The sequence below is a fragment of the Acidobacteriota bacterium genome, from assembly GCA_039683095.1.
Taxonomy (GTDB): domain Bacteria; phylum Acidobacteriota; class Aminicenantia; order Aminicenantales; family Saccharicenantaceae; genus RBG-16-66-30.
Map to the genome: position 1 here is coordinate 905,948 of JBDKSB010000012.1, position 24,741 is coordinate 930,688.

The window sequence follows — 24,741 nt, forward strand, 5'->3', positions numbered from 1 at the left end:
GCCGGTCCGGGGATCAGCGGACGACGGCCGGCGTGATCGCCGCGCCGAAGACGCGATACTCGTCCAGGCGGCAGGAATTGATCAGCTTGCCCCGATAGACCATCATGTTCAGGCAGCTGTCGCACAGGTTGACCCGGCCGTCCAGGAGCTCGTTCGGCTGGTGCAGGTGGACGGACTGCGAATAGATCCGGGCGAAGGCCCGGCGGGGATCGCGGAAGCAGGCCCGCAGGTACGCGGCCAGGGCGCGCCGGAGCCGCGGGTCGAAGGGGGCGAGGAGGAAGATCTTCCGCCCGACGACCGGGCTCCTCAAGAACGACAGGTAGCGGCCCTTGACGAGGTGGTGGGCCATCTGGACAAGCTCCACGGTCCTGGCCCCCAGCGTGCCGTGGATCCCCTGACGGCTGCCGACATAGATCCCGATGAGGTACTTGAAGCTCTCGACCTGGGCCGAGCCGTTGAGGAAGGCGGCCGGCCGGAAGTCCGGATGGCTGGCCTCGATCTCCGCGAGCATTTCCTCGGCGGTGATGGGGATCTCCCGCGGGTCGTGCGGGACGGCCCCCAGGTCCCCCAGCCGGACCCGGCGGCCCCCGGCGAAATATCGGACCTCGGGCGTGTCGGGCAGGGTCCGGAAGGCGATGAAGGAGATGTGCTGGACCCGGTCGATGTTCCGCTTGCACCAGGCCGTGATCGCGGGAAGATAGGGCAGTGTGTTCCGGAACACCGTCACGTGATAGCCGCACTGGACGCCCCCGGCGCCGCGGAGCAGGTCGGCGAAATGCTGCCGGAGCTCGTTCAACTCGGCTTCGTTCCGGCCCTCCCAGCCCGGCCGGTCCTGAACGCTGTCGATGTGCAGGTGGATCTTCGCCAGGCCGGCCTTCTTCAGCTCACGGGCCAGGGCCGGCGTCAGCTTCTCCCCGTTCGAGAGGATCGTCGGCTTGATCTTCAGCCCGGCCATGAAGGCGACGACGTCGACGATGTGCGGGTAGATCAACGGCTCGCCGCCGGCGATGGCCATGCCGTCGCAGTTCGTGAGACGCCGGCAGTCGACGATATCCTGCCGGACCGCCTCCAGGGGGCGGTGGCCATCGATCTTGTGCCGATAGCAGCCCCGGCAGGAAAGGGTGCACTCGTCGGTGACCTCGACCCAGCCCCCGGCGTTGTCGGATCTCGACCAGGGGAACCTGTAGAGGTCCTGTCGATCGAGCATCGGATCCACCCCTGACCGCTGGAGCATAGCCTACTCTCAGGGCTCGAAGCCTGTCAATCCCGGATATCCAGGGGCTCCCGGAACCGGGCGAAGTATCCTATAATGGGCCCAGCCCGACCAAGGAGGTTGGCATGGACATCAAAGCGGTTCCCGTCGACAAGCCCGAGGACATGAACTTCATCCTCGGCCAGGCCCATTTCATCAAGACGGTCGAGGATCTCCACGAGGCCATCGTCACGACCGCGCCGCAGATGAAGTTCGGCCTGGCCTTCTGCGAATCGTCGGGCCCGGCCCTGGTCCGCCACACCGGGAACGACGAGGCCCTCGTCCGGATCGCGGTGAAGAACGCCATGGACATCGGCGCCGGGCACTCGTTCCTGATCTTCATGACCGGGGGTTTCCCGGTCAACATCCTCAACGCCGTCAAGGCCGTGCCCGAGGTCTGCGGCATCTTCTGCGCCACCGCCAACCCGGCCGAGATCGTCGTGGCCGAGACGTCCCAGGGCCGGGCCATCCTCGGCGTGGTCGACGGCGTCCGGCCGAAAGGCGTCGAGGACGCGGCAGGGATCGCCTGGCGCAAGGGCTTCCTGCGGAAGATCGGCTACAAGCTCTGAGCCGCGTGACCGACATGGAAGGAACGGCGCCCGCAAGAACGCGGCTCTTCTCGCTCGACGCCCTGCGCGGCTTCGACATGTTCTGGATCATCGGCGGCGACGCCTTCTTCAGGTCGCTGGCCGAGGTGACCGGCTGGGGCTGGGCCCGGTCCTGGGCCGTCCAGCTCGAGCACGTCGAATGGGCCGGGTTCCACTTCTACGATCTCATCTTCCCCCTGTTCATGTTCATCTCCGGCGTGGCCATCCCCTTCTCGCTCCTGGGCAGGGCGGAGACGGCCGCAGACAAGCGGCCGATCTACCTCAAGCTGGTCCGGCGGGCCATGCTGCTCGTCTTCCTGGGGTTCGTCTACAACCACCTGACCGACCTCCGGTTCGAGACCCAGCGCTACGCCAGCGTCCTCGGCCAGATCGGCCTGGCCTACCTCTTCGCCGCCCTGATCATGCTCAACGTCCGCGGCCTCAAGGGCCGGATCGCCGTTCTCGCCGGCATCCTGGCCGGCTATGCCGCCATCCAGCTGCTCGTGCCCGTGCCCGGCGCCGGCGCTGGACTCCTGACCCCCGAGGGCACGATCAACGGCTGGGTCGACCGCCTGCTCCTTCCGGGACGGCTCTACGACAAGGTCTTCGACCCGGAAGGGATCCTCTGCGTCCTCTCTGCGACGTCCGTGACCTTGATGGGCGCCCTGGCCGGCCTCATCCTCAAGTCCGACCGTCTCGCGTCCTACCGGAAAGCGTTGGTCCTGGCGGCGGGCGGGGTCGGTCTGGCGACGCTGGGATACGTCCTCGCCGGCTGGTATCCGATCATCAAGAAGGCCTGGACGGCCACCTTCGACATCTACGCGGCCGGGCTTTCGGCCATTTTGCTGGCGCTCTTCTACCTGGTCGTCGACGTCTGGGGGCTGCGGAAGTGGTCTTTCGCCTTCCGCGTCGTCGGCCTGAACTCGATCACGATCTATCTGGGATCGAGGATGGTCGACTTCGACTACACGAGCAAGTTCCTGTTCGGCGGGCTGGCCCGGCTGGCCGGAGCGTCCGGCGTCCTGGTCCTCGAGGCCGGGGTGATCGCAGTCGAGTGGCTGTCCCTGTACTTCCTCTACAGGCAGAAGGTTTTCCTGCGGGTCTGACGGCCGGCCGCGCGGCCGGCGCGGGGGCCTACCCGGCCTTCTTTTCGATGGCCGGGTAGTACTTGCGGATGAACCGCTCCTGGACGTCGAAGGACCAGTGCACGTCGCGGACGTGGTTGGCCGCTTCCCGGCTCCGGCCCTGGCGCAGGAGGTCGACGAGGGTCTGGTGCTCGCCGATCGAGGCCTCCTCCCATTCCTTGACGAAGCCCGAGACGCGCGGGAAATCGTAGAGCCGCTTCTTCAGGTTGTTGACGATCTTGATCAGGCAGGCGTTGCCGCTGAGATCGAGAAAGATGTCGTGGAAGGCCAGGTTCTTGTCGTAATAGCCGTCGAAATCGTCCCGGGTCAGGGCTTCGGCCATGTCCCGGTTCAAAGCATCCATGCGGTCGATGTCGGACGGCTTCATCCGCTCGGAGGCCTTGAGCAGGGCCATGCTCTCGAGGGGGCCGATGATCTCGTAGTAGTTGCGGATGTCCTGCTCGGTCAGCGTGTTGACCACGATCATGCGCCGGGGCAGGATGGTGACGAAATCCTCCATCTCGAGCTGGAGCAGGGCGTCGCGAAGCGGGGTCTTGCTGACGCCCAGCTTCTTCGAGGTCTCTCCCATGTCGATGGCCGACCCGGGCAGGATCATCCCGTGGCGCATCTGCTCGCGGAAGTATCCGTAAACTTGTTCCTTGAGAGACTTGATGTTCAGGAGCGGCTTTCGATCCATCATCAGGGCCTTTCAGACGAAGGGAACTGCCCGCTTCAGGATATCCAATCCCGCTTTCCCAAGTCAACCGGCTTTTATAATTTTTTGGGCGCCGGGGCCGGGGGGGCCAGGATCCGCCTGGTGTATTCGGTCTCGACGTTCTCGAAGAAGGCCCCTTCGAACTGGCCCGGCTGTAGCGCCGGCAGCGCCACCTCGATGTCGAGGGGCGCGTCCGAGCGGACCAGGCTGAGGTCGGCGTAGTGGCCGACGAAGGTCCGGCCGGGCGCATGCGGGTAGACGCTGTTGTAGCCCTTGAGGATCTCGACCGGCAGGCCGTTGACCTTCAACGTCACGTCCATGGCGTCCGTGCCTTCGATGACGGGGATGTGGAGCAGGAGTCGCCACGGCCCGAGCCAGGGGGCGCGGAGGTCGTCTTCGGTGTACGTCACCGGCCAGCTCTTCTTCCGGGCGTCCAGCTGGGCCAGGACGCGCGACGGCACCGTGATCCGGGCCTTGTAGATGCCGCCCGTGAAGCCCTCCGGGACCGGGCCGGCGCTCTGGGACTTCCCGAAGGCCCGGCCGGCGAAGCGCACCGTCGCCGTGACCACGCCCTGGTCGCGCTTGAACGGGTGGACGACGCCGTTGACCGAAAGGGACCGGACCCGGGCCTTCTCGGGGACCCGGACGACGATCGTCTGCGCCGTTCCCGTCTCGGCCGTAACTCCGGTCAGGGCCAGCTGCGCCGCGACGAGCTCGGCCGCGCCCCGGACGTTGAACAGGACCGGCTCCGTGATCTCGGCCGGGGCCGGGAAGACCTCGTAGACCGCGGCTTCGCGGCCGGGAAGGGTCAGCGCGACGTCGCGGCCGTAGGTCCACAGCCCCTCGGCCGAGCCGACCAGCCGGCCCTCTTCGGGATAGATCTCCTTGATCATCAGCCGGTCGCCCCTGGTCAGGCCGATCGTGGCGTCGAGCTTGAAGCGGGCTTCCTTGCGGCCGGGATTGGGATTGAAGAGGAAGACGAGGCCGCGGTCCCCGACCATGGCCGCCGTGCCGTCGACGCGGCCGGCCAGGGGCGGCCCGATGATCGGCCGCAGGGCGTGGAGGAAGCGGGCGTTCTCGTCGGTCCAGTCGAGCCATTTCCGGAACCAGGCCTTGTCCTCGTCGGACAGGGCCGCGGATTCCTCGGCGTCGCGGGCCGGGATGAAATCGATCACGTGGTGAAAGGGGGCCGTGCCGATCGACGAGATGAGCGAGTACTTCCAGCCGAGGACGTCCCAGTCCCTGGGCCGGAAGCGGTCGCGGCGCATGACCTCTTTCTCGTCGTTGCGCTCGGACTGGTGGGTGATGAAGCCGGGCATGATCTCGGGCGGGGTGAGCCGCTCGACGCTGTAGGTCCAGGCGGCGAAGCGCTGCCGGTCAGCCGAGACCCGGTCGGTGTGGAGGTCGGGGAAGGCCTTGAAGCTCTCCGGCTGCTCGTCGGTCAGGGTCGGGTGCGGATAGGAGCCGGCCAGCCAGGTCCAGGGGCCGAAGTTCTGGTACTGCTGGCGCCCGTCGATGACGGCGTCGAAGGCCTCGCGCCGCAGCCCCTCGAGGACGCGCCGGCAGCCGAACCATTGGGCGTACTTGCTCGTCGAAGCCTTGTTCTGGGCGATCCACCAGTGGTCGAAGGAGTAGCCGGCGGCGCCCGTGGCCTTCATGAAGTCCAGGAGCTTGCCCAGCCACCATTCCTGGAACGAGCGCAGGCCCGTGTCGGCGCCCGCCTTGGCCGCGTCCGGGCCGGCCCAGGCCGTCCAGGCCGGGTCCTGCCGGAAGGGCAGCGAAGGATAGGCATAGGCCATGAGCTTGAGGTTCTTGGAGGCGGCGTAGGCCAGCATCTCCTTGAGCCCGGCCGGAACCTCGTCGCGGCGCGGGTCCCATTCGCCCTTGCGGAGCTTCTGGCCGAGGCCGAACCAGAGGACGTTCTCCCAGCCCCAGGAGTCGGCGTTGTCCTCCAGGCGCGAGAGCGAGCTGTTGGCCGGGGTGTAGAGAAGATGGGTGGCGCCGAGCTCGGCGGCCCGGTCCATGATCCGCTTGTACTCCGCCACGCCTTCGGGGGTGCCGGCGTCGATCTGGTAGTCGTTCTCGCACCAGGGGATGTGGACGCGGACGCTCCGCCCTGGATAGTAAAGGAGGAAGGCGCGCACGCACTCGACCAGGGCGTTCGATTCGGCGGCGTCGATCGAGGGCGAGGCGGCCAGGAGCTTCTGGTAATCGGGGACGAAATTCCATTCGGGCACGGCTTTGGCCGGAAAGCGCGTCCCGCTGAGCTCGACCAGGCCGAGGCAGAGGCGGTCGGAGGCGAACGAGCCCAGGTCGCGGCTCCATTCCATGTCCGGGGCGTAGGAAGCGGAGACGGCGGAACCGTCGCGGGTCCAGGCCATGAACGGGTTCTGGAGCATGAAGAAGACGCTCCAGGCGGGACCGGCGGCGGCGGCGGCCCCGGCGAAACGGCAGACGGCGCCGAAGGATCCGTCGCGGAGCTTCAGCTCCTCGGCCACGGGCCGGCCGAGCTCGGTCGCCAGCGGCTTGACCGCGTTGACGCGGAAGGCGCGGCCGCGGGCCGAGGTGACGATGATCTGCTTGGTCAGGAAATGCCAGGCCGGCTTGAGCTCGTAGACGACGTCGAAGGTATAGGGATCGCGGGTGTAGCGATAGGCGACCTTGGCCGGGGTCATCTCGATCTCGGCCGGGCCGAGGCGGCCGATATCGACCGCGCTGCCGTCGAGGGTCACGGAAGACGGGTCGGCCGAGAAGGCGAGCGTCCGGCCGGTCTTGGGCGCGCCGATCGAGACTAGCCCGTGGTCGTCGAACCCGGCCCGCAGGCGGCCGTTGTCGAGGACCATCTCTTCGGCCGCGGCTCGCAGCGCCGCGAGAATCAGCGAGACCGCCAGGACGGCGATGGGTCTGATCCGGGGCCTGCGCCCGGCGCGCTTCGCGGTCATAGGGCTCTCCTTGCGGGGGATGGTCCGATTATAACCGAACGGGGCCGGGTTTGGGGAGGGGGAAGGCCGTCAGTCGACCTTCATGTCCAGATGCTTGGGCGGCCGCGCGGCGCCGGCCGCGCGCGGCAGCCAGACCAGCATCTGTCCGCCGCCCCGGTTGGCCCAGGCGTAATAGGGGACCGCCAGGAACGGCCGCGGGCGTTCGACGATCTTCCCGGCGGGCGTTTTCGAGACGGATGCGGCCTCTCCGGCGATGGCGACGACCCCATTCAGGAGGTCCGGCCGGAACCCGGCCGCGAGCGGCGCGCCGTCGGGCAGGACGAGGTCGAAGACGCCGCCGCCGTTGTCGACGCCCTCGACGGCGAAGACGACGGGCCCGCGCTGAAGGGCGGCGCGTCCGGCGTCATCGGCCACGAGATCGTTGGCGACGACGCGGCGCACCGGCATCGGCAGGCCGAGCTCGACCGCGTCCCCGTTCTTCCACTCCCGCCGGATCCTGGCGTAGCCGTCGCGGATGTCCGGAGCGACGGCCCGGCCGTTGACCTTCAGGACGGGCTCGCCGGCGGCGGCGTCGAGGAAGCGGTAGAGGTCCGTGGGCATGGCCTGGCCGCGGGCCCAGCCGGGGATGCGGACGGCCAGCTCGAAGGGGCCGGGCTCGTCGGGGGCGACCGTCAGGACGATCGCGCCGTCCCAGGGATAGCGCGTCTCCTGGGTCAGGATGACGGACCGGCCCGGCAGCGCGACCCGGCCGGAGCCGGCGATGAACAGGTTGACGTAGACGGCATCGCCCCTGGTCGCGTAGACATAGCCCGGGAGCGAAGGCAGGAAGCGGGTCATGTTCGGCGGGCAGCAGGATACCTCGAACCAGGGGCTGCGGTCGTAGCCGCCGGCCGACTCGAGCGGGTTCTGGTAGAAGAAGCGGTCGCCGGAGAGCGAGACGCCGGAGAGCAGGCCGTTGTATAGGACGCGCTCGAAGACATCCATGTACCTCGAATCGCCGTGCAGGAGGAAGAGCCTGTAGTTCCAGAGGGCGTTGCCGATGGCCGCGCACGTCTCGGCGTAGGCCTCGGCGTTGGGCAATTCGTAAGCGTCGCCGAAGGCCTCCGAGCCGCCGCGGGCGCCGATGCCGCCGGTCAGGTACTGCTTCCGGCCGGCGACGTCGAGCCAAAGGCGGTCGATGGCCGCGACGTACCCGGGATAACCGCCGAGGGCGGCCACGTCGGCCATGCCCGAGTACATGTACATGGCCCGGACGGCGTGGCCGACGGCCTGGTCCTGCTCGAGGACCGGCTTGTGGTTCTGCAGGTACTCGTCGGAGTCATAGACGGCGAAGGGATCGCCGGGGGCGTGCCGCTCGCCGCCGAAATAATGGCCGCGCTCGTCGAGGAAGAACTTGGCCAGGTCGAGATAATCCCGCCGGCCGGTGGCGCGATAGAGCTTGGCCAGGCCGATCTCGATCTCCTGGTGGCCGGGGAAGCCATGGCGCCGGCCCGGGCCCGGGCCGAAAGTGCGCAGGAGGAGCGCGGCGTTCTTCTCGGCGACGGCCAGGAAGGTCCGCTTGCCCGTGGCCTGGAAGTGGGCCACGGCCGCCTCGTACATATGGCCGACATTGTAGAGCTCATGGCTGACCCGGAGGTTGGACCAGCGCTCGGCCCCGGCGCCGGCGGCCGGGTGGGCCGGGTCGGCTGTCCTCGTCGTGTAAAGGTAGCCGTCGGGTTCCTGGGCCCTGGCGATCAGGGCGACGAGATCGTCGAGGGTCTTCTCCAGCGCCGGGTCGGGGTGGAGGCGCAGCGTATAGGCGGCCGCCTCCATGGCCTTGAAGACGTCCGAGTCGTTGAAGCGCCGGCCCGTCGTCGGCCCGGACATGAGGCCGGCGGCCTTGCGGAAATTGTCGACCCGGCCGGTCTCCTCGATCATCCGCAGCGCGTAGGGAACGGAGACGGTCCGGTTCGTCTCCAGGCGGGGGGCCCAGAACGCGTCCGCGAGCCTGACCTCGGTGAAAGGAACGGGGCGGATGGGGTAATCCCGGGCGGGCGCGTCCGGACCGCCGTTCGCGGCGGAGCGGCCGCGGCAGCCGGCCAGGGAGACCGCGGCGGCGAGCGCGAAGATGATCAGGCGGGAGCGGCGGATGGGCGAGCTCATGGGGCCTCCGAATTCCCACTATACCATAGCGCCGCCGAATCCATTATAATCGCGGGCATGGCCGGACCGTGGCTGATCGGGATCGGGATCGTGGCCGGCGTCTTCGCCGGGCTCTTCGGCATCGGCGGGGGCATCATCATCGTGCCGGCCCTCATCCTGTTCGCCGGCTTCCCGCTCGTCCGGGCCACCGGCACGTCGCTCGCGGCCATCCTGCTGCCGGTCGGCATCCTCGGGGTCGTCGCCTATTACAGGGCCAAGGTCATTGACCTGCGGGCCTCGCTTTACATCGCCGCCGGCCTGCTGGCCTCGGTCGTCGCCGGGGCCTGGCTGGCCAACACCCTGCCGGTCGAGGTGATGCGCAGGTTCTTCGCCGTCTTCTGCCTCTATGTCGGCTGGAATTTCGTCGATCCGGTCAACCGGTTCAGGAAGTGGCGGGGCCTCCCGGTCGCGGCCGGGCCGGAGCCGGAGAGCGCCCCCCATCCGTGCCCTCTACCGCTCATCGGGATCGGGCTCCTGGCCGGGATCATGGCCGGCATGTTCGGCATCGGCGGCGGGAACATCATCGTCCCCCTGTTGACGCTGGCGCTCCACTATCCGCCCAAGCGGGCCATCGCCACGTCGCTCGGGGCCATCTTGTTTCCCTTCGGCATCCCGGGCGTCCTCTACTACGCCAGGGCCGGCAACCTCGACCTGGGCGCGGCCGCCTGGATCGCGGCCGGGCTGTTCGTCGGGACGGTCTTCGGCGCCCTGATCACCATCCGGCTGCCGGGCCGGACGGTCAAGCTCCTCTACGGCCTCTTCCTCCTGTTCGTCGCCGGACGCTTCTTTTTTTTCTAAGCCTGAAGAGAAGGCGGGACCTATTTGAAAAAGCGGATCTATTCCATTTCTTGGATGCCGGGATCGAGACGCGTTATTCATTTCATTGACCCTCTATTCATTAGGAAATGGGACGGCAGGAAAGTTGTTTGCTAGAATCATGATGCCCCGTGTGGAAAGGGAGTTCGCACGCCGGGAGGATGCCATGAAAAGGACTGTGTTCCTTGCGACCGTCACCTTTCTGGCCTTGGGCGCTGCCGCCTGCGGTTCCGCGACGTCGCCCTCGGCGCCCGTCAGCCGGAGCCAGCTGAAGGCCGGAGACCTCCACATCACCGTGTCCATCACCGGACAGGGCACGGACGCCCTGAATTTCCGGATCGGCGCCCGGAACGACAGCCCGGTCAAGGAAACCCTGGAATTTACCTGCGGCCAGTTCTTCGACATCGAGGTCCGCGACGGCGGCAGCCTTGTCTGGCGCTGGTCGCATGACAAGGCCTTCACCCAGGCCCTGTGGGAGCTCGAGCTCGCCCCCCGCGAATCCTTCAGCCAGATTACGGACTGGGATCTGACCGGGAACGACGGAAGGCCGCTCTCCCCCGGGTCCTACAACTGCCGCGTCTATATCACGAATGTCCCTCGGGACGAGTCGCTGGTCTATCAGACCTCGCTGGAGATTTAAGCAGGCGCCTTGGCTAACGCAACTATCTAATAGTAAAAGATATATCCCATTTTAAAGGGCAAAAAGAGGGTCGAAATAGAGCTTTTTGCCGGCGTTTTCATGGATTTGGCCCGTCGATCGTTCCGGCGACCTTGAAGAGCTTGCCCGACGCTCGGGCGATCTCTTGGCCTTCGGCATCGACAAGCCGGCTCTCAGCCAGCACGATCCGCCCCTTGTCCTCTACGCACCGGCCGACGAGCGAATAGGTCACGCCGGTCGAGGCCGGTTTGACGAAGCGCACCGTGATCTCGCCGGTGACGCACTTGAGCCCCTTCGCGCCGGCGGCATAGATCAGGGCCTCGTCGAGGACGGCCGCCACGAGCCCGCCGTGGACGACGCCTTCCCAGCCCTGGAATTCCCCGGGGAACGTCACCTCGGCCGAGGATTCGCCGCGGCCGGGATCGGCCCGGAGCCGGAGCTTCAGGCCGATCGGGTTCTTCTCGCCGCAGATGAAGCAGGCCCGGGCGTCGCGGAAGTCTTTGTCCATGAGGCCTTTCGTTTAGCACATTCGGGCCCGGTCCCGCAAGTCCGCCGACCGGACCGCTCTCTCCCGCCGGCCCCCGCCGTCCCGCCTGCCCATGCCCCGCCTCTTGCCCGCCGCCGCGCAATCGTTTATAAGAGATGGTGTTTTGATACCCAAGGAGGGCCGCATGGAACGAGCGCTTTTCGCCGCCGTCCTGGCGGTCGTTTTCGCCGGCCCGCTCCTCGCGCCGCCGGCGGCGGCCGTGCCGTGCTCGCAGGAACCGGCCGCGCCGGCCGCGGACGTCTGGGCCCCGTTCCGCTTCTTCGTCGGGACGTGGCAGGGCCAGGGCGAGGGATCGCCGGGCTCGGGCCGGGGCTTCCAGACCTTCGAATTCATCCTTCGGGGGACGTTCCTCCAGGTCCGTAACAAAGCCGTCTTCGATCCCCAGGCCGGGAACCCCGCCGGCGAGGTCCACGAGGACATGGGCGTCTTCAGCTACGACAAGGCCCGCAAGACCTTCGTCCTGCGCCAGTTCCATGTCGAGGGCTTCGTCAACCAGTACGTCCTGGAGGGTCTGCCGGCGGACGGCAGGACCTTCGTTTTCGTGTCCGAGGCGATCGAGAACATCCCGGCCGGATTCAAGGCCCGCCTGACCTACCGGATCGTCGACCCCGACACTTTCGAGCAGACGTTCGACCTGGCGCCGCCCGGCCAGGATCTCAAGTGCTACAGCAAGGGCACCCTGAAAAGACAAAAAGGAGATCTGCCATGACCGACCTGGCCGCCGACGCGACCGTCCTCAACCTGTTCAAGGACAGCGACGCCCTGCTCCGCGGGCATTTCAAGCTGACCTCGGGCAAGCACTCGGAGTGGTACTTCGAGAAGATCCGGCTGATCGAGAAGCCGGCCGCCCTGGAGAAGATCGTCGATCTCCTGGCCGCCAAGATCCGCCGCGAAGTGCCCGATTTCGATTACGTCGTCTCCCCCGCCTACGGGGCCATCGCCATCGGCTTCCTCACCGCCCTCAAGCTGGGCAAGAAGTTCGCCTTCACCCAGCGGGCCGACGGGAAGATGACCATCCGCTCGGGTTTCTCGGGGCTCGCCGGCTCGCGGGCCGTCATCGTCGAGGACATCCTGACGACGGGCGGGTCCATCCTGGAGGTCATCGCCTGCCTCAGGGAGCGCCAGGTCCCGGTGGCCGGGGTCTACGTCCTGGTCGACCGCAGCGGCGGGGCCATCCCGATCGACGGGAAGGCCGTCGGCAGCCTGCTGACGCTCAAGGTCGAGGCCTTCGAGCCGGACGCCTGCCCGTTCTGCGCCGAGGGCATCCCGATCACCAAGCCCGGCGCCTCGGATAAAAAGGGCTGAGCGGAAATCCGCTTTTTCCCGTAAAAAAACCCGGTTTGGGCCCTAAAAAGGGCCCTCCTGATGCGCTATTCTCTTTGTTCTGAGCCAGTTGCGTTAGCCAAGGCGCCTTCGGGGGCCTCGGCCGTTCTTTTCTTCGCCAGCCGGTCGGCCACAACGTAGAACGCCGGGACGACGATCAGGCTCAGGGCCGTCGACAGCACCAAGCCGCCGATGACAGCGATGGCCATGGGCATGCGGATCTCCGACCCCGAGCCGATGCCCAGGGCCGGGGGTATGGAGGCCATCAGGGTCGCCGTGGCCGTCATCAGGATGGGCCGCAGCCGGATGGGGCCGGCCTTCTCCATGGACTCCCGGGCCGAGACGCCCTGGTTCCGGAAAGCGTTGGCGTAATCGACGAGGATGATGGAGTTCTTCTTGACGATGCCCATCAGGAGCAGCAGCCCGATCATGCTGAAGATGTTCAGGGACTGGCCGGCGACGAGCAGGGCGAAGGCCGCCCCGGCGACCGACAGCGGCAGGATGGTGATGATGGTCACGGGGTCCTTGAACGAGTTGAACTGCGAGGCCAGGATCATGTAGGCGATCAGGATGCCCAGGGCCATGGCGAAGAGCAGCGAGCTCATGGAGTCGCGGAAGGCCACGCTCGACCCGCCCAGGACGACCCGGTACCCGACCGGCAGGGTCTTACCCAGGCCCTCGACCACGCGCAGGACCTCGGCCTGGGCATGGCCCGGGGCGACGTTGGCATAGATCGAGATGGCCCGTTCGCGGTCGCGCCGGGTGATGGCCTGGAGGGCCGCCTGCTCCTCGAACATGACCAGGGATGACAGGGGCACGAGGTCGCCGTTGCGGGCCCGGACGCGCAGCCGCGAGATGTCCTCGGGCCGCGAGCGCTGCCCGGCCATGAGCTTGACCCGCACGTCGAGCCGCCGGCCGCCGGTGCTGTACTTGCCGACGCGGATGCCGCCGACCAGGGCATTGATGGTCGTGGCGACCTCGTCGACGGAGACGCCGACGTCGGCGCAGACGGCCCGGTCCGGCGTCACCCGGAGCTCGGGCATGCCGACGCGGTAGTCCGTGTCGAGGTCGACGACCAGGCCGCTGGCCGTCAGGTCCTGCATCAGCTTCTGGCTGAGCGGGACGAGCTGGTTCCAGTCGGCGCCGCGGACGGAGAACTCGACCGGGAAGCCGCGCTGGGCCGTGAAGCCCTGCTGCGAGGTGTCCTGGATGACGGCCCGGATGCCCGGGATGGCGTTGAGCTCGCGACGGATGACGGCCGAGAGCTCGGCCTGGCTCATCCGGCGCTCCTTGGGCGGGACCATGGTGATGTACAGCATCCCGGAGTTTACCCCGCCGCCGCCCATGCCGCCGACGAAGCTGAAGACCTGGGTGATCTCCGGGTGCTTGTTGACGGCGTCCTCGGCCTTGATGAGCAGGGCGTCGGTCTCGGTGATGTCCGAGCCGACGGCCGTCTGAAGGCGGACCGAGACCTGGCTCTGGTCCTGGGAGGGGACGAATTCGCTCGGCAGGACCAGGAAGACCACGATGGCGGCCGCGAACAGCACGCCCGCCAGGACCAGGATCAGCCCCGGCTTGCGCAGGCTGCCGTGGAGGACGCGGCCATAGAACCGCTCGAGCTTGCCGAAGGCCCTGTCGACCGCCAACCCGACCTTGTTCCGCCCTTCCCTCGTAGTCTTGAGGAACTGGGAGCAGCGGGCCGGGGCCAGGGTGACGGCTTCGATGTAGGACAGCATGACGCACAGGCACAGGGTGATGCCGAACTGGAGGAAATACCGCCCGATGATGCCCTTCATGAACACGACCGGGATGAAGATGGCCACGACGGCCAGGGTCGCGGCCAGGGCGGCGAAGGCGATCTCCTTCGTCCCGTTGAGGGCGGCCGGCACCAGGGCCTCCCCGCCCTCGCGGTGGCGGAAGATGTTCTCCATGACCATGATGGCGTCGTCGACGACGAGGCCGACGGCCAGGGCCATGGCCAGCAGGGTGAACGTGTTGAAGGTGAAGCCGAGGAAGTAGATGATGGCCACCGTGCCGAGGAGCGACATGGGGATGGCCAGGATGACGTTCAGGGTGCTCGAGAGCGACCCCAGGAACAGCCAGCAGACGAAGGCGGTCAGGACGACGGAGAGCAGGAGCTCGAACTCGATCTCGTTGACCGAGTCGCTGATGAACTTCGTGCTGTCGTTGGTGATGCCGAGGGTCATGTCGGCCGGCAGGGTCTTGCGGTAGTCCTCGACGGCCGCCCGGACGCGCTTGGCCAGGGCCACGGCGTTGGCGCCGCGCTGCTTCTTGATGCCCAGGCCCTGGGCCGGGCCGCCGTCGACCCGGGCGATGCGCCGGACGTCCTCGAAGCCGTCCTCGACGAGGCCCACGTCGCTCAGGTAGATGGGGCTGCCGGCGGCCTCGCGGACGACGATCTGGCGGAAGGTGTCGAGGTCGAGGGCCTCGCCGAGGACGCGGACGTTGATCTCGCGGCCCGGCGTCTCGAGCCGGCCGGCGGGCAGCTCGATGTGCTCGCGGGCCAGGGCCGAGGTGACGTCGCTGACCGTCAGGTTCTTCTCGTCGAGCTTGGCGGCGTCGAGCCAGATGCGGACGTTCCGCGACAGCGTGCCCATGAGCGAGATCTCGCCGATGCCGGGGATGGTCTGGAGCTTTTCCTTGAGGCCGTACTGGACGAAGTCGCTGAGGACGCGCTGGGGGTAGGGCCCGCCGAGGCGGACCATCATGATCGGGTTGTCTTCGGGATTGGACTTGGAGACCGTCGGGGGATCCATGTCCCGGGGCAGGCGGCGGACGGCCTGCGAAACCTTGTTCTGGACGTCCTGGAGGGCGATATCGACGTCGCGGGAGAGCTCGATCTCGACGGTGATGTTGCAGGAGCCCTGGCGCGAGCTCGAGGTCAGGGACCGGATGCCCTCGATCTGGACGAGCGTCTCCTCGAGGGGCTCGACGACCTCGTTCTCCATGACCTCCGGCGCCGCGCCTTCCCAGGTGGCGGAGACATTGATCGTGGGGAAGTCGACGTCCGGGAACTGGCTGATGCCGATCCGCCCCCCGGCGACGACGCCGAAGACGATGGTGGCGGCCATGAGCATCCAGGCCAGGACGGGCTTCTTGACGCAGGCTTCGGTCATGTTCATGGCGACGATCCTTTATTTCTTGGCCGGCGCGGCGCCCCCGGCCGGCGGGGCCGCGGCCGGCGCCTCGGCGGCGGTCGGCGCGCCGAGGCGCACGCTCACGCCGTTCGAAAGGGCTTCGGCGCCGCGGACGACGAGCGTCTCGCCGCCGCTCAGGCCGGACAGGACCTCGACCTTGCCGTCGGCCGAGCGCATGCCCAGGGTCAGGATGCGCTCGGCGGCCTTGTCGCCCTCGACGACGTAGGCGATGAAGCCGCGCTCGCTCGGGCGCACGGCGCCGACGGGGATGACCGGCGCCTCGCCGGGCGAGGCCACGGGGACGGAGATCTCCGCGAACGAGCCGGGCCGGAGGCTCTTGTCGCCCGTGTCGTCGATGTTGGCCGTGATGTCGACGAGGCGCGAAGTGTCGTCGGCCGACTCGGCGACATGCACGACCTTGGCCGTGAACTCGCGGCTTTCCTCGCGGACGGTGAACTTCGCCACCTGGCCGGGCTTGATCCGGGCGGCGTCGCGCTCGGGGACGCGGAACCGGAGCAGGAGCGGGTCGCGGCGGACGAGCGTCGCCAGGACCGTCCCGGTCTCGACATACTGGCCGGTCTGGACGGTCCGCGTCTGGATGATGCCCGAGATGGGCGCCTTGACGAAGGCGTCGCTGAGGTTGAGCTTGGCCTGGTTGAGGGCCGAGCGGGTCTGGGCCACCTCGGAGGCGGCCGTCAGGACCTTGGTCCGCCAGGTCTCGACCTCCTCGCCCGGGATGAGGCCCGGGTTCTGGGTCGTGACCGTCTCGCGGCGCTTGAGCCCCGCTTCGGCGTCGGCCTTGGAAGCCTCGGCCTTTTCAAAGGCGGCCTGGGCCGATTCGACGGCCAGGCGGTAGCGCTCGGTCTCGATCTCGACCAGGACCTGGCCGGCCGACGCGTACTCCCCTTCGGCGAAACGGACGCGGTCGACTGCCCCGGAGACCCGGGCCGTGACCTGGACCTTCTCGAAGGCCTCGACCGAGCCGACGGCGGCCACGGTGTAAACGAGCGAGCGGACGGGGACCTTCTCGACGTCGACCGGGAACATGACCCGGCCCCGGCCGCCCCGCGCCCCCTGGGCGCCGGCGCCCTTCTTCTTGCAGGCCCCGGCGAGAACGATCAACGCCGCGGCGGCGGCGACAGCGGCGATCTTCCTGGTTGTCATGCTGATCAAGTGCGTGGCTCCTTCCCAAAGGGATCGAGGCCCAGGGCGGCTTCCAGGTTGAGGAAAGCGACCCCCAAGCCGTAGCGTTCCTGGACGAAGGCGACCTCGGCCTCGAAGAGGCTGACGTTGGCGTCGGCGACCTGGAGGGCGGAGGCCAGGCCCTGGCGATAGAGCTCCGTGGTCTCGGCCGCGTTCTTCCTGGCCACGTCGTAGGCGACCGTGGCCTGCTTGAGGGAAGCCCGCTGGTTGGCCAGGGACACCAGGGCCTGCCGGACCTCGAGGTCCACCTTGCGGACCGCCGCCTGGACGTCGAGGTCGGCCAGCCGGGCCAGGGCCTTCTGTTCCTGGCGCTGGCCGAAGCGGGTCAGGCCGTCGAAGAGGGTCCAGCTCAAGGTCGCGCCGACGCTCCAGTTCCAGTTCCTGTTGTTGAAGCTGGCTTCGTTAGTCAGGCTGTACCGGCCCGTGGCGCTGAGGGACGGCAGGAAGCCGAGCATCGGCACCTTGGCCAGCGAGCGCTGCGACGCCGCGGCCCAACGCAGGGAGCCGACATCGAGCCGGCGGGCCAGGGCCTCGCCGATCAGGGCTTCGGCGTCGGCGGCCTCGGCCGACGCGGCCTCGATCAGGAACTCGGGGACGACGAGCGATCCGCGGACGGCTTCCGCGGAGTCGAGGAGGTTGCCCAGCTGGAGGGTGCTCGTCTCGACCTCGCCCTTGACCTGCGTCAAACCGACCTCGGCCGTGGCGTACTCGAGCTCGGCCCGCGTGACGTCGTTGACCGAGGCCAGGCCGGCCGCGAAGCGCGCCTTGGCCGCCTCGAGGTTCTGCCCGGCGAAGGCGAAGCGCCGGGCCGAGGCTCCCCGGACCTGGGTCGTCCCGAGGGTGGCCAGGAAAGCCTGGCTGACCTCGAAGGCCAGCTGCCTCCGGCTCTCCTCGGCCGCGGCCACATCGGCGTTCCGCTGGGACCGGACGGCCGCCAGGCTGGTCATGCTCCGGGCGTCGAACAGGGTCTGCGAGAGGTTCAATGTCTCCGAGAGGGCGTTGAAGCGCTGGATGACGACTTCGGAGTTGCCGACGACCCGCCGCGTCTCATAAGCCCTGCGGGTGTACGTGCCGGTGGTGCTGATGTTCGGCAGGAAGAACGAGCGGGCCTGGGCGACGCGGGCGTTGGCCGCGCTGATGCTCTCCTGGGCGGCCAGGGCCTGTTCGTTCCTCTCCAGGGCCAGTTTGACCGCCTCGTCGAGGGTCAGGGTCTTGTCCTGGGAGGCGGCCAAGGGGGCCAAGGCGAGGATCAGGCAGAGAGCGACCGCCGCCGGGCGCATGCCCCGGCCTAGTCCGGACTGTTGTGCCATCCTCTTTCTCCTGAAGATACGGGCAAACCTTTACTATATTACATTAGGACGCCAAACTCCGGTCTTTCTTCCTCCCCCGGGCCGAAAAACGGGAAGGTCCCGGGGATTCGGACCGTCTAAGCGGCCAACTTCCGGGCGGCCGGGGCGGCGCGGACTTCGTCGAATACGTCCTGTCTCTGCCGGCCGTGGAGACGACCTTCGCCGAAGGCAGCCGGGCGGGGATATCGGTCAGCGTCAAGCGCGCCGGGAAGCAGCTACCACTTCTTGTATTTCCAGAAGATCAGGAACCCGACCACCGAGACGCCGGCCAGGCCCAGGATGAGCCAGAAGGCGGGATGCTCCCTCAGGCCGAACGGCAGGGTCACGTTCATCGAGAAGACCGAGACGACCAGGGTCGGCACCATGATCGAGATGGTGATGATGTTCAGGGTCTTCATCAGGACGTTGAGGTTGTTGCTGACGATCGAGGCCCGTGCGTCCATCAGGCTGGCCAGGATGTTCGAGTAGACCTCGGCCTGGCGGTAGCACTGGTTGTTCTCGATGACGATGTCGTCGAGCAGCTCCATCTCCTCCTGGGTGAAGCCGAACTTGGCCGCGTTATGGCGGAGCTTCTCGATCAGGACGCCGTTCGAGTTGACGGCGTTCTGGTAGTAGACCAGGCTCTTCTGCAGGGCGAACAGGTTGATGAGATAGCGGTTCTCCATGGCCCTGTTGATCTTCTGCTCGACGTCGTCGGCGATCTGGTTGATGATCCTGAGGTGCTCCATGAAATGGTAGATGGCCCGGTAGATGAGCCGGATGACGAGCTCGCTCAGGCTGCCGACCTTGGCCAGCTGCTTGCCCTCGAACACCGTCGTGTCGTCGGCCGTGACCAGGATGAGCCGGTCGCCGAAGAAGAAGACGCCCATGGTCGAGGCCTTGAACAGGAGCTGGTCGCCGCCGGAGTAATTCTTCGGCCGCTTGTAGATGATGGCGACATGGTTCGGCTCGCATTCGAGACGGGCCTGCTCGTCGGGGTCGAGGGCGGAATTCAGGGTGTGCTCGTCGATCTGGCAGGTCTCGACGAGCAGGCGCTTCTCGGCCTCGTCGGGATTGATGTAGAGCAGGATCGGGGCCTTCTCGTCCGCGGTCTCGACGATCTTCGAATTCTCGATCAGGTAGCGCCGGAGCATGCCCTTCCTCCACTCTCTGCGATTTTTCTTCGCGGCGGACGCCGCGCGTCCCCGCGATTATGCCCCGCCGCCGCCCGGATGGCAAGCGCGAGCGGCAAGGTCAGAACGAGAATTCGAGGCCGGCGAAGAGCCGCTTTTCCAGGCGGTGAACGCGGGTCTCGAGGATCCGCCCCCAGCGCCGGACGACCTCGTATCGGGCCTGGAGCTCGAACGACGTGCCCGGCACTCTCCACCCGGCGCCGATGAGGCCGCGGAACCTGTTGTCGTCGAGATGGGCGTTGTTCGCGACCTCTCCCTGGAACCGGTCCAAGGCGTCGGCGGAGCTCCAGGCGCCGAAGCTGGCCAGGGCCTGGGCCCGGAAGCTCCCCCACTCGAGGCGCGTCCGCCCGGAGAGGGTGCCGCCGAAGCCGTAGTAATAGCCGTAGTACATGACCGTCGTCTTCATGCCCTCGATGGTGTCGTCCGGCGGCGTATGGTGCAGCTCGGAGTAGGCGTTGAAGGCATAGGAATTGACCAGCCCGAAATCGACGTAGGCCTCGGCCACGGTCCGGACCCTGAGGCCGGGACGGAAGACCGTCCAATCCACGACCGGCCCGGCGAGATGCGCCAGGGCCAGCTTGTCGGTGAAATTCCTCGGCCTCTCGAAATGAAGATCGTAGCCCTGCTTGACGGGCACCGGATCGCTGTCGTAGCTCTCGAAGGGCCTCTTCTTGAAATACTCGAACGAGGACCCGAGCCCGACGATCAGGCTGTATCCGGTCGGGCCGGCCACGATCTTCTGCCGGAAGCGCCCCAGGGTCACCGCGCCCGTGCAGAAGTTGGTCTCGTCGGCGTGCCCGTTCCGGACCGTGTAATCGAGGCTGATGCCGCTCGAATAGGTGTCTTTCAGGCCCCGCCGGACGTCGCCGGGCCGGCCGTAGTCCGGCGGCATGAGCAGCTGCGTCCGGAAGCCGAAATTGAGGCCCGTCTCGGCGGGCTCGCCGGCCCGCGAGAGTCGCCGGGCCCCGGCGAACACGGCCAGGTCCCGCCAGCCCGGCTGCGGATAGTCCCTGGCGCCGGGCTTCTTGCGGTCCAGCCAATGATTGAGCTTGACGGCGGGATTGACGAAGCTCAGGGCCCGGGCCAGGAGGCCGCGCCGGTGGGCCAGGTAATGTCCGATCTGGTACCAGGGCTCGCCCGTCGAGAACGAGGCGAGGCCGGTCATGATCTGGTCGTTTAGGGAGATGACTTCCTTCCACTCGACCACGGCCTCCCAGTAGGTCGAGGCGGCCGAGGCCACCAGCCAGGATTCGAGCCAGGTCAGGTTGTTGGAGCGGGCGAATTGATAATAAACGCCGCCGGCCAGGGCGTGGGTCCAGTTGAGCTTGAAATTGTTCGAATCGAAGCGCCAGCCCTTGAGCAGGAAGACCCTCTCGAACTGGGCATGGGCATTGAGCTGGAATTGCCAGTCTTCGGGGAAGGCGGCCCGGGTCCAGTAGCTGGTCGTGGAGTAAGCCAGGAAGGCGCCCAGCTCGATCCAGGCCCGGCCGGGCTTTTTCCCCGGCGTCGCTCGGACGGCCGGCGCGGCGGCCTGCGCCGCCAGGCAGAACGGGACAGGGTCCGGGACGGCCGCGGCCAGCCAGACCATCGACGATCCCGCCAGCAGGACCGCCGCCGCCGCTCTCATCCTTCCGTTCACCGCAGCTCCTTTCCGCCGTTCGTCCCGAAACTTCAAAGAGCAACTCTAGGCGGTTCGGAGCCGCCCGTCAATAGATGACGGCGGATCCCGGGAGCGCGGCCGGCGCCGGGACGGCGGACCGGGCCGCGGACGGCCTATTCGAGCCTGGCCGTCTTCGTGAGCTTCCCGCCGTGGCGCGACGCGTAGCGGATCGCGATCTCGCCCGTCCCTTCCACCAGGAACTGGTGCTCGATCTTGCCGAAGCCGGGGACGACCAGGAACTGCGTCTCCGGCCGGTCCTTCTTGTACGAGACCTTATCGGTGTAGGGATCGAGGACCGGCCCGCCGGCCACGACCTTGGCCCCCGGACCGCTCACCGTCAGGGTGTCCTGGGGATAGAGCTTGACCCGCTGGGCGAGATAGCTCATGGTCGGCATGGCCTTGGGATTGGCCAGGCGCGTCCGGACGCGGTACAGGCCGCCGCCGAGGGGCTTGACCTCGACGACGTCGAGCGCGACCTCGGGCAGGTGCTTGGCCGAGAACAGGACGGCCATGGCGTTGCGGTGGACGAGGTCCTTGATCATGAAGGGCGCGCCCAGGCGGGAGCTCATCTTGACCCAGCCGCCGATCTCGATGTCGCCGTAGACGGGGTGCCGGAACGGCTTCCAGGGCTTGTAGAGCTCGCCCTGGGCGACGTTGTCGCTGTATTTCAGCCGCTCGCGCTCGGACGGGCCGCCGCCCATGATGTCCCGCATGGCTTCCTCGCCGCGGGTGCCGGCCTCGCCGCGCTCCGAGGCGCCCTGGAAGGTCTCGGATCCGTTCTGGAAGACCTCGGCGCAGTAGAAGTAGGCCCCCATCGTCTGGGCTATCCACTCGCCGGAGTCGCCGTAGGTCGTGTAAAGGTCCTTCCAGGAGATGAGATAGCGGTAGCCGGGGATGATGCGCTCGCCCTGCTTGCCGAGGAAGTCGTAAACGGCCACGTCCTGGGCCGGGTACTCGCCCAGGCCCTTCCGGCTCGGGCCGCGCAGGAGCATGCCGCCGTTGTTGTGGAAGGACCAGGCGAAGCAGATGTTCGGCTTGGTCATGGTCCACTCGGCCAGGCCCTTGAGCCCAACGCCGGAGAACGGGAACTCGCCCGATCCGCCCTCGACGTACGGCGGGGCCCAGTCGAAGCCCCAGTTCCGGTTGGGATCGACGTAGCCCGGCTCGTCCTCGTTGACCTGGCCGTCGCCGTCGTTGTCGATGCCTTCGTCGCCGAGGATGGTCCACTCGCCCTTCTCGCCCGGCTTGACCCGGACCATCAGGCGCGGCTCCTCGGGGTCGGTCCGGTATTGGCCGAAGGGGTCCTTCTTGCGCATCATGCAGATGTTGCCGTCGCCGTCGAGGTCGTCGGCCGGGTCCTCGTCAACGAGCCCGTCGTGGTCGTCGTCGGTGGCGATGCGCAGGGTCCGGCTGCTGTCGGGGCTGTTGGGGTCGGCGAAGAAATGGTGGCGGCCGTCGACGTTGACGACCGGCACGACGTAGAAGCAGTTCTTGTCGACCAGAGCCGTGACCTCGGCGTTCTTGCCGTAGTTGCCGAGCAGGTAGTCGAGGAGGTAGAGCGAGATGTCCCCGCCCTGGATCTCGTTGCCGTGCATGTTGCCGTCGACGTACATCGCCGGCTTGTCGAGCGCCGCGCCGGTCTTGGGATTGTTGACGGTCATGGCCATGATCGGCCGGCCTTCCTCGCTCCGGCCAACGGTCTCGAGCGTCGTCAGCTGGGGATAGGCCTTGTTGAGGGCCCGGAGAGCCTCGTAGACCCGGTCCAGGGGATAGTACTGGTCGAAGCGCAGCGGGACCGTGATCGCGGGCGCCTGGGCCGCCAGGCCGGCCGCCAGGACCAGGATGAGCAGGACGGAACCGGCGAGCTTCTTCACTTGGCACCTCCGAGGTCGATCGTGCGGGCGTCGCTCCAGGCGATCCGGGTCTCCGCTTTGATCTCGATCTTGACCGGCTTGGCCGCCCGGACGATCCAGGTCACGGCTTGCGCGCCGCGGGCCGGGACGGCCGGAACGAGGCTCCGCTTCCTGCCCTGCGCGATCTCGAACCCGTCGCCGCCGAGCGTGACGACGACCGGCAGGATGCGCTGGTTCCGGGCGCCGATGGCCGTCGGATAGGGCAGGTCGCCGGCGTTCTCGATCCAGGCCTTGACCTCGTAGACGCCGGCGCCCAGCTTCGTGACCTTGGCCTCGGCGATCCGGATCCGGGCCATTTTCCTGGACACCTCGAAGACCCACGGGGCCTGGCCCTGGACGAGGCCTTCGATCATCCTGGCCGGGGGCGTGTTGTCGGCGAAGGGCGCGGCCCCGCCGATCTCGACGTCGCCCAGGGTCGGGTGCTTGAACGGCTTCCAGGGCAGGAAGCCCTGGCCGCCGAGCTCCTTGTCGCTCCAGGCGAGCAGGGCCTTCTCCTTCGGGTCGGCCCCGCCCTCCTCCGGCTTCCTGGGCATCTGTTTCATCATCTCGGCCATCTTCCGGGTGTCCATCTGGCCGCCCTTGACGGCCTCGATGACCTGCTTGGCCTTGAACTCGTCCGGGGCGCCGGAGGCCTTGAGGAAGGCGTTGATCTTCTCCTCGCCCAGGGCAACGAACTCGTCGTTGGTCATCTTCTCGAGCTTCTCGGGCGTCATCTCGTCCGCCGGCTTCTCCTCCTTGACCTCTGGCAGGGTCCAGAAGTCCAGGGCGAAGGAGGGCAGGCCGAGCTGGTAATAGGCGTAGAGCTCGAGGGAACCGTCCTTGTCGGCGGCCGGCTCGAGGCGCTTGCCGTCGAGCTTGGCGGCCTTGAGGAACTCCTTGTACTTCTCGGACAGCTCCTTGTAGAACTTCAGGTCATCCTCGAGCGGGTTGACCGCCGCGCCGAGCTCGAGGAAGCCGGCGACGAGGCCCTCGGTGACCTCCATGCCCGGCGGGACGAGCGGCTTGACCAGCTCGATGATCTCGGCCATGGTGTAGGTCCGGGCCGGGTCGGCGTTGATGAAGCCGGCTAGGCGCTCGGGGACCTTGATCTGGTTCAGGTCGGCGCCACCCTTGCGTCCCGCCCGCGGCGGGTTGAGGCAGAAGTTCGACTCGCCGAGGACGAAGGCCAGGCCGATCTCGCGGTGGACGTCGAAGAACTTCAGCAGGGCGTACGTCTCCGGCTCGCTGCCGGGCCAGGGGCCGCCGTCGGGGGCGTGGTACTTGAAAAGATGGGGGAAGGCCGTGCCCAGGTTGACGCCGCCGGGCCCGTCCTCGTTGTATTGGCCGTCATGGTCGTTGTCGAGGCCTTCGGCATAGACCTTCCAGAGGCCCTTCTCTCCTTTGACGCCGTCCGCCTGCTTCATCAGGCGCGGCTCGCCCGTGACGGCCGTCCACGTGCCCTCGGGGTCCTTGACCCGCATCTGGGTGATCAGGCCGTCGCCGTCGAGGTCGTCGGGGCCGTCCTCGTCGGTCGCGTCGTCCTGGTCGTCGTTCATCGGGCGGCCGTTGCGGGCGTCGCGGAGCTGGGGCTTGGCGAAATAGCGGGCCGCCGCGTCGGGGTTGCCGCAGGCCAGGATGTACCAGGTCCGGTCGGCGCGCAGGTCGGCTTTGGCGCAGACCGACTTGGCCAGCCAGAGCCCGGCCTCGGCGGCGATCGGCACCGTGCCGTCCATGTCGGCCGCGACGAAGACGGCCGGCAGGGCCTTGGCGGCTTTGGCCGTTTCAGGTCCGACCTCGAGCAGGACGAGGTCGCGTCCGCCCGGGCTTTTGGCCAGGACATAGGCCTTGGCAAATGACGGGTTCGCCCGGGCCAGGTCCTGGAGGGCGGCGGCGATCTCCTCCGGCCGGTGGTAGCGGTCGAAGGCCGGCGCGGGGGCCGGGGCCTGGGGGCTGTCCCCGGTGGGAACGGCCCCTCCCGGGCTCGCGGCCGAAAGAGGCGCCAGGGCGAAACAGACGAGGGCCAGAACGGTTAGGGCGGGGAAGCGGCGAAGGCTCACGTGATGGTACCTCCGTTGAAGAGGATCAGTCCGACATTCTCGCAAAACGTCCGGGTCAAATCAACGCGGACGTCGACTTCTTATTTAGATACGCGGATCAGGCGG

General features: G+C 67.6%; 18 protein-coding genes. 6 read left to right on the forward strand and 12 right to left on the reverse strand.

The features are described 5' to 3' along the window. Positions 1–13: 13 nt before the first annotated feature. Positions 14–1,207 (reverse strand): radical SAM protein, encoded by a 1,194-nt coding sequence (locus tag ABFD52_11755; GenBank protein ID MEN6561439.1) that lies wholly within the window; start codon positions 1,205–1,207, stop codon positions 14–16. Between the two features lie 131 nt (positions 1,208–1,338). Here ABFD52_11755 and ABFD52_11760 point away from each other — a divergent pair, with 131 nt between their 5' ends. After that, positions 1,339–1,821, forward strand: a complete 483-nt coding sequence (locus ABFD52_11760; protein MEN6561440.1) for an adenosine-specific kinase — start codon at positions 1,339–1,341, stop codon at positions 1,819–1,821. 14 nt (positions 1,822–1,835) lie between these two features. Next, positions 1,836–2,945, forward strand: coding sequence for a DUF5009 domain-containing protein (locus tag ABFD52_11765; protein ID MEN6561441.1), 1,110 nt, complete (start codon positions 1,836–1,838; stop codon positions 2,943–2,945). Between the two features lie 28 nt (positions 2,946–2,973). Here the strand turns inward: ABFD52_11765 and ABFD52_11770 are convergent, their stop codons facing one another. The 3 genes from ABFD52_11770 to ABFD52_11780 form a co-directional block, all read right to left on the reverse strand. Further along, entirely contained in the window at positions 2,974–3,663 is a 690-nt protein-coding gene (locus ABFD52_11770) for a GntR family transcriptional regulator (GenBank protein MEN6561442.1), read from the reverse strand. A gap of 71 nt (positions 3,664–3,734) precedes the next feature. Further along, positions 3,735–6,620, reverse strand: coding sequence for a hypothetical protein (locus tag ABFD52_11775; protein ID MEN6561443.1), 2,886 nt, complete (start codon positions 6,618–6,620; stop codon positions 3,735–3,737). A 69-nt stretch (positions 6,621–6,689) separates the two neighbouring features. Then, complete coding sequence (locus ABFD52_11780; GenBank protein ID MEN6561444.1) at positions 6,690–8,762, reverse strand: beta-L-arabinofuranosidase domain-containing protein; 2,073 nt, start codon at positions 8,760–8,762, stop codon at positions 6,690–6,692. Between the two features lie 57 nt (positions 8,763–8,819). On the opposite strand from ABFD52_11780, the gene ABFD52_11785 reads away from it, so the two are divergent. Then, complete coding sequence (locus ABFD52_11785; GenBank protein ID MEN6561445.1) at positions 8,820–9,599, forward strand: sulfite exporter TauE/SafE family protein; 780 nt, start codon at positions 8,820–8,822, stop codon at positions 9,597–9,599. Between the two features lie 184 nt (positions 9,600–9,783). Further along, positions 9,784–10,257: a BsuPI-related putative proteinase inhibitor gene (locus tag ABFD52_11790; GenBank protein ID MEN6561446.1), complete on the forward strand. Its 474-nt coding sequence runs from the start codon at positions 9,784–9,786 to the stop codon at positions 10,255–10,257. Between the two features lie 97 nt (positions 10,258–10,354). Here ABFD52_11790 and ABFD52_11795 read toward each other — a convergent pair whose 3' ends face one another. After that, entirely contained in the window at positions 10,355–10,783 is a 429-nt protein-coding gene (locus tag ABFD52_11795; GenBank protein MEN6561447.1) for a PaaI family thioesterase, read from the reverse strand. A gap of 163 nt (positions 10,784–10,946) precedes the next feature. Here ABFD52_11795 and ABFD52_11800 point away from each other — a divergent pair, with 163 nt between their 5' ends. Both ABFD52_11800 and pyrE read left to right on the forward strand, forming a co-directional pair. Beyond that, positions 10,947–11,531: a heme-binding beta-barrel domain-containing protein gene (locus ABFD52_11800; protein ID MEN6561448.1), complete on the forward strand. Its 585-nt coding sequence runs from the start codon at positions 10,947–10,949 to the stop codon at positions 11,529–11,531. Beyond that, a complete protein-coding gene (gene pyrE, locus ABFD52_11805; protein MEN6561449.1) occupies positions 11,528–12,127 on the forward strand; it encodes an orotate phosphoribosyltransferase in 600 nt (199 codons plus the stop codon). The genes ABFD52_11800 and pyrE overlap by 4 nt, the downstream gene beginning before the upstream one ends. 65 nt (positions 12,128–12,192) lie before the next feature. Here pyrE and ABFD52_11810 read toward each other — a convergent pair whose 3' ends face one another. The 7 genes from ABFD52_11810 to ABFD52_11840 all read right to left on the reverse strand — a co-directional run bounded on the left by ABFD52_11810 (position 12,193) and on the right by ABFD52_11840 (position 24,636). Beyond that, positions 12,193–15,288 carry an efflux RND transporter permease subunit gene (locus tag ABFD52_11810; GenBank protein ID MEN6561450.1) on the reverse strand — a complete coding sequence of 1,032 codons (3,096 nt, stop codon included), beginning with the start codon at positions 15,286–15,288 and terminating at the stop codon, positions 12,193–12,195. 12 nt (positions 15,289–15,300) lie between these two features. Beyond that, the gene (locus ABFD52_11815; GenBank protein MEN6561451.1) at positions 15,301–16,467 is read right to left on the reverse strand and encodes an efflux RND transporter periplasmic adaptor subunit; all 1,167 of its coding nucleotides are present in this window, start codon (positions 16,465–16,467) and stop codon (positions 15,301–15,303) included. A 5-nt stretch (positions 16,468–16,472) separates the two neighbouring features. After that, entirely contained in the window at positions 16,473–17,816 is a 1,344-nt protein-coding gene (locus tag ABFD52_11820; protein ID MEN6561452.1) for a TolC family protein, read from the reverse strand. A gap of 254 nt (positions 17,817–18,070) precedes the next feature. Then, complete coding sequence (locus tag ABFD52_11825; GenBank protein ID MEN6561453.1) at positions 18,071–18,988, reverse strand: magnesium transporter CorA family protein; 918 nt, start codon at positions 18,986–18,988, stop codon at positions 18,071–18,073. 100 nt (positions 18,989–19,088) lie between these two features. Next, on the reverse strand, positions 19,089–20,666 hold the full coding sequence (locus ABFD52_11830) for a DUF3943 domain-containing protein (GenBank protein MEN6561454.1): 1,578 nt from the start codon (positions 20,664–20,666) through the stop codon (positions 19,089–19,091). Positions 20,667–20,800: 134 nt separating this feature from the next. Beyond that, entirely contained in the window at positions 20,801–22,561 is a 1,761-nt protein-coding gene (locus ABFD52_11835) for a M14 family metallopeptidase (protein MEN6561455.1), read from the reverse strand. Further along, complete coding sequence (locus tag ABFD52_11840; GenBank protein ID MEN6561456.1) at positions 22,558–24,636, reverse strand: M14 family zinc carboxypeptidase; 2,079 nt, start codon at positions 24,634–24,636, stop codon at positions 22,558–22,560. The genes ABFD52_11835 and ABFD52_11840 overlap by 4 nt, the downstream gene beginning before the upstream one ends. Between the last annotated feature and the right edge of the window lie 105 nt (positions 24,637–24,741).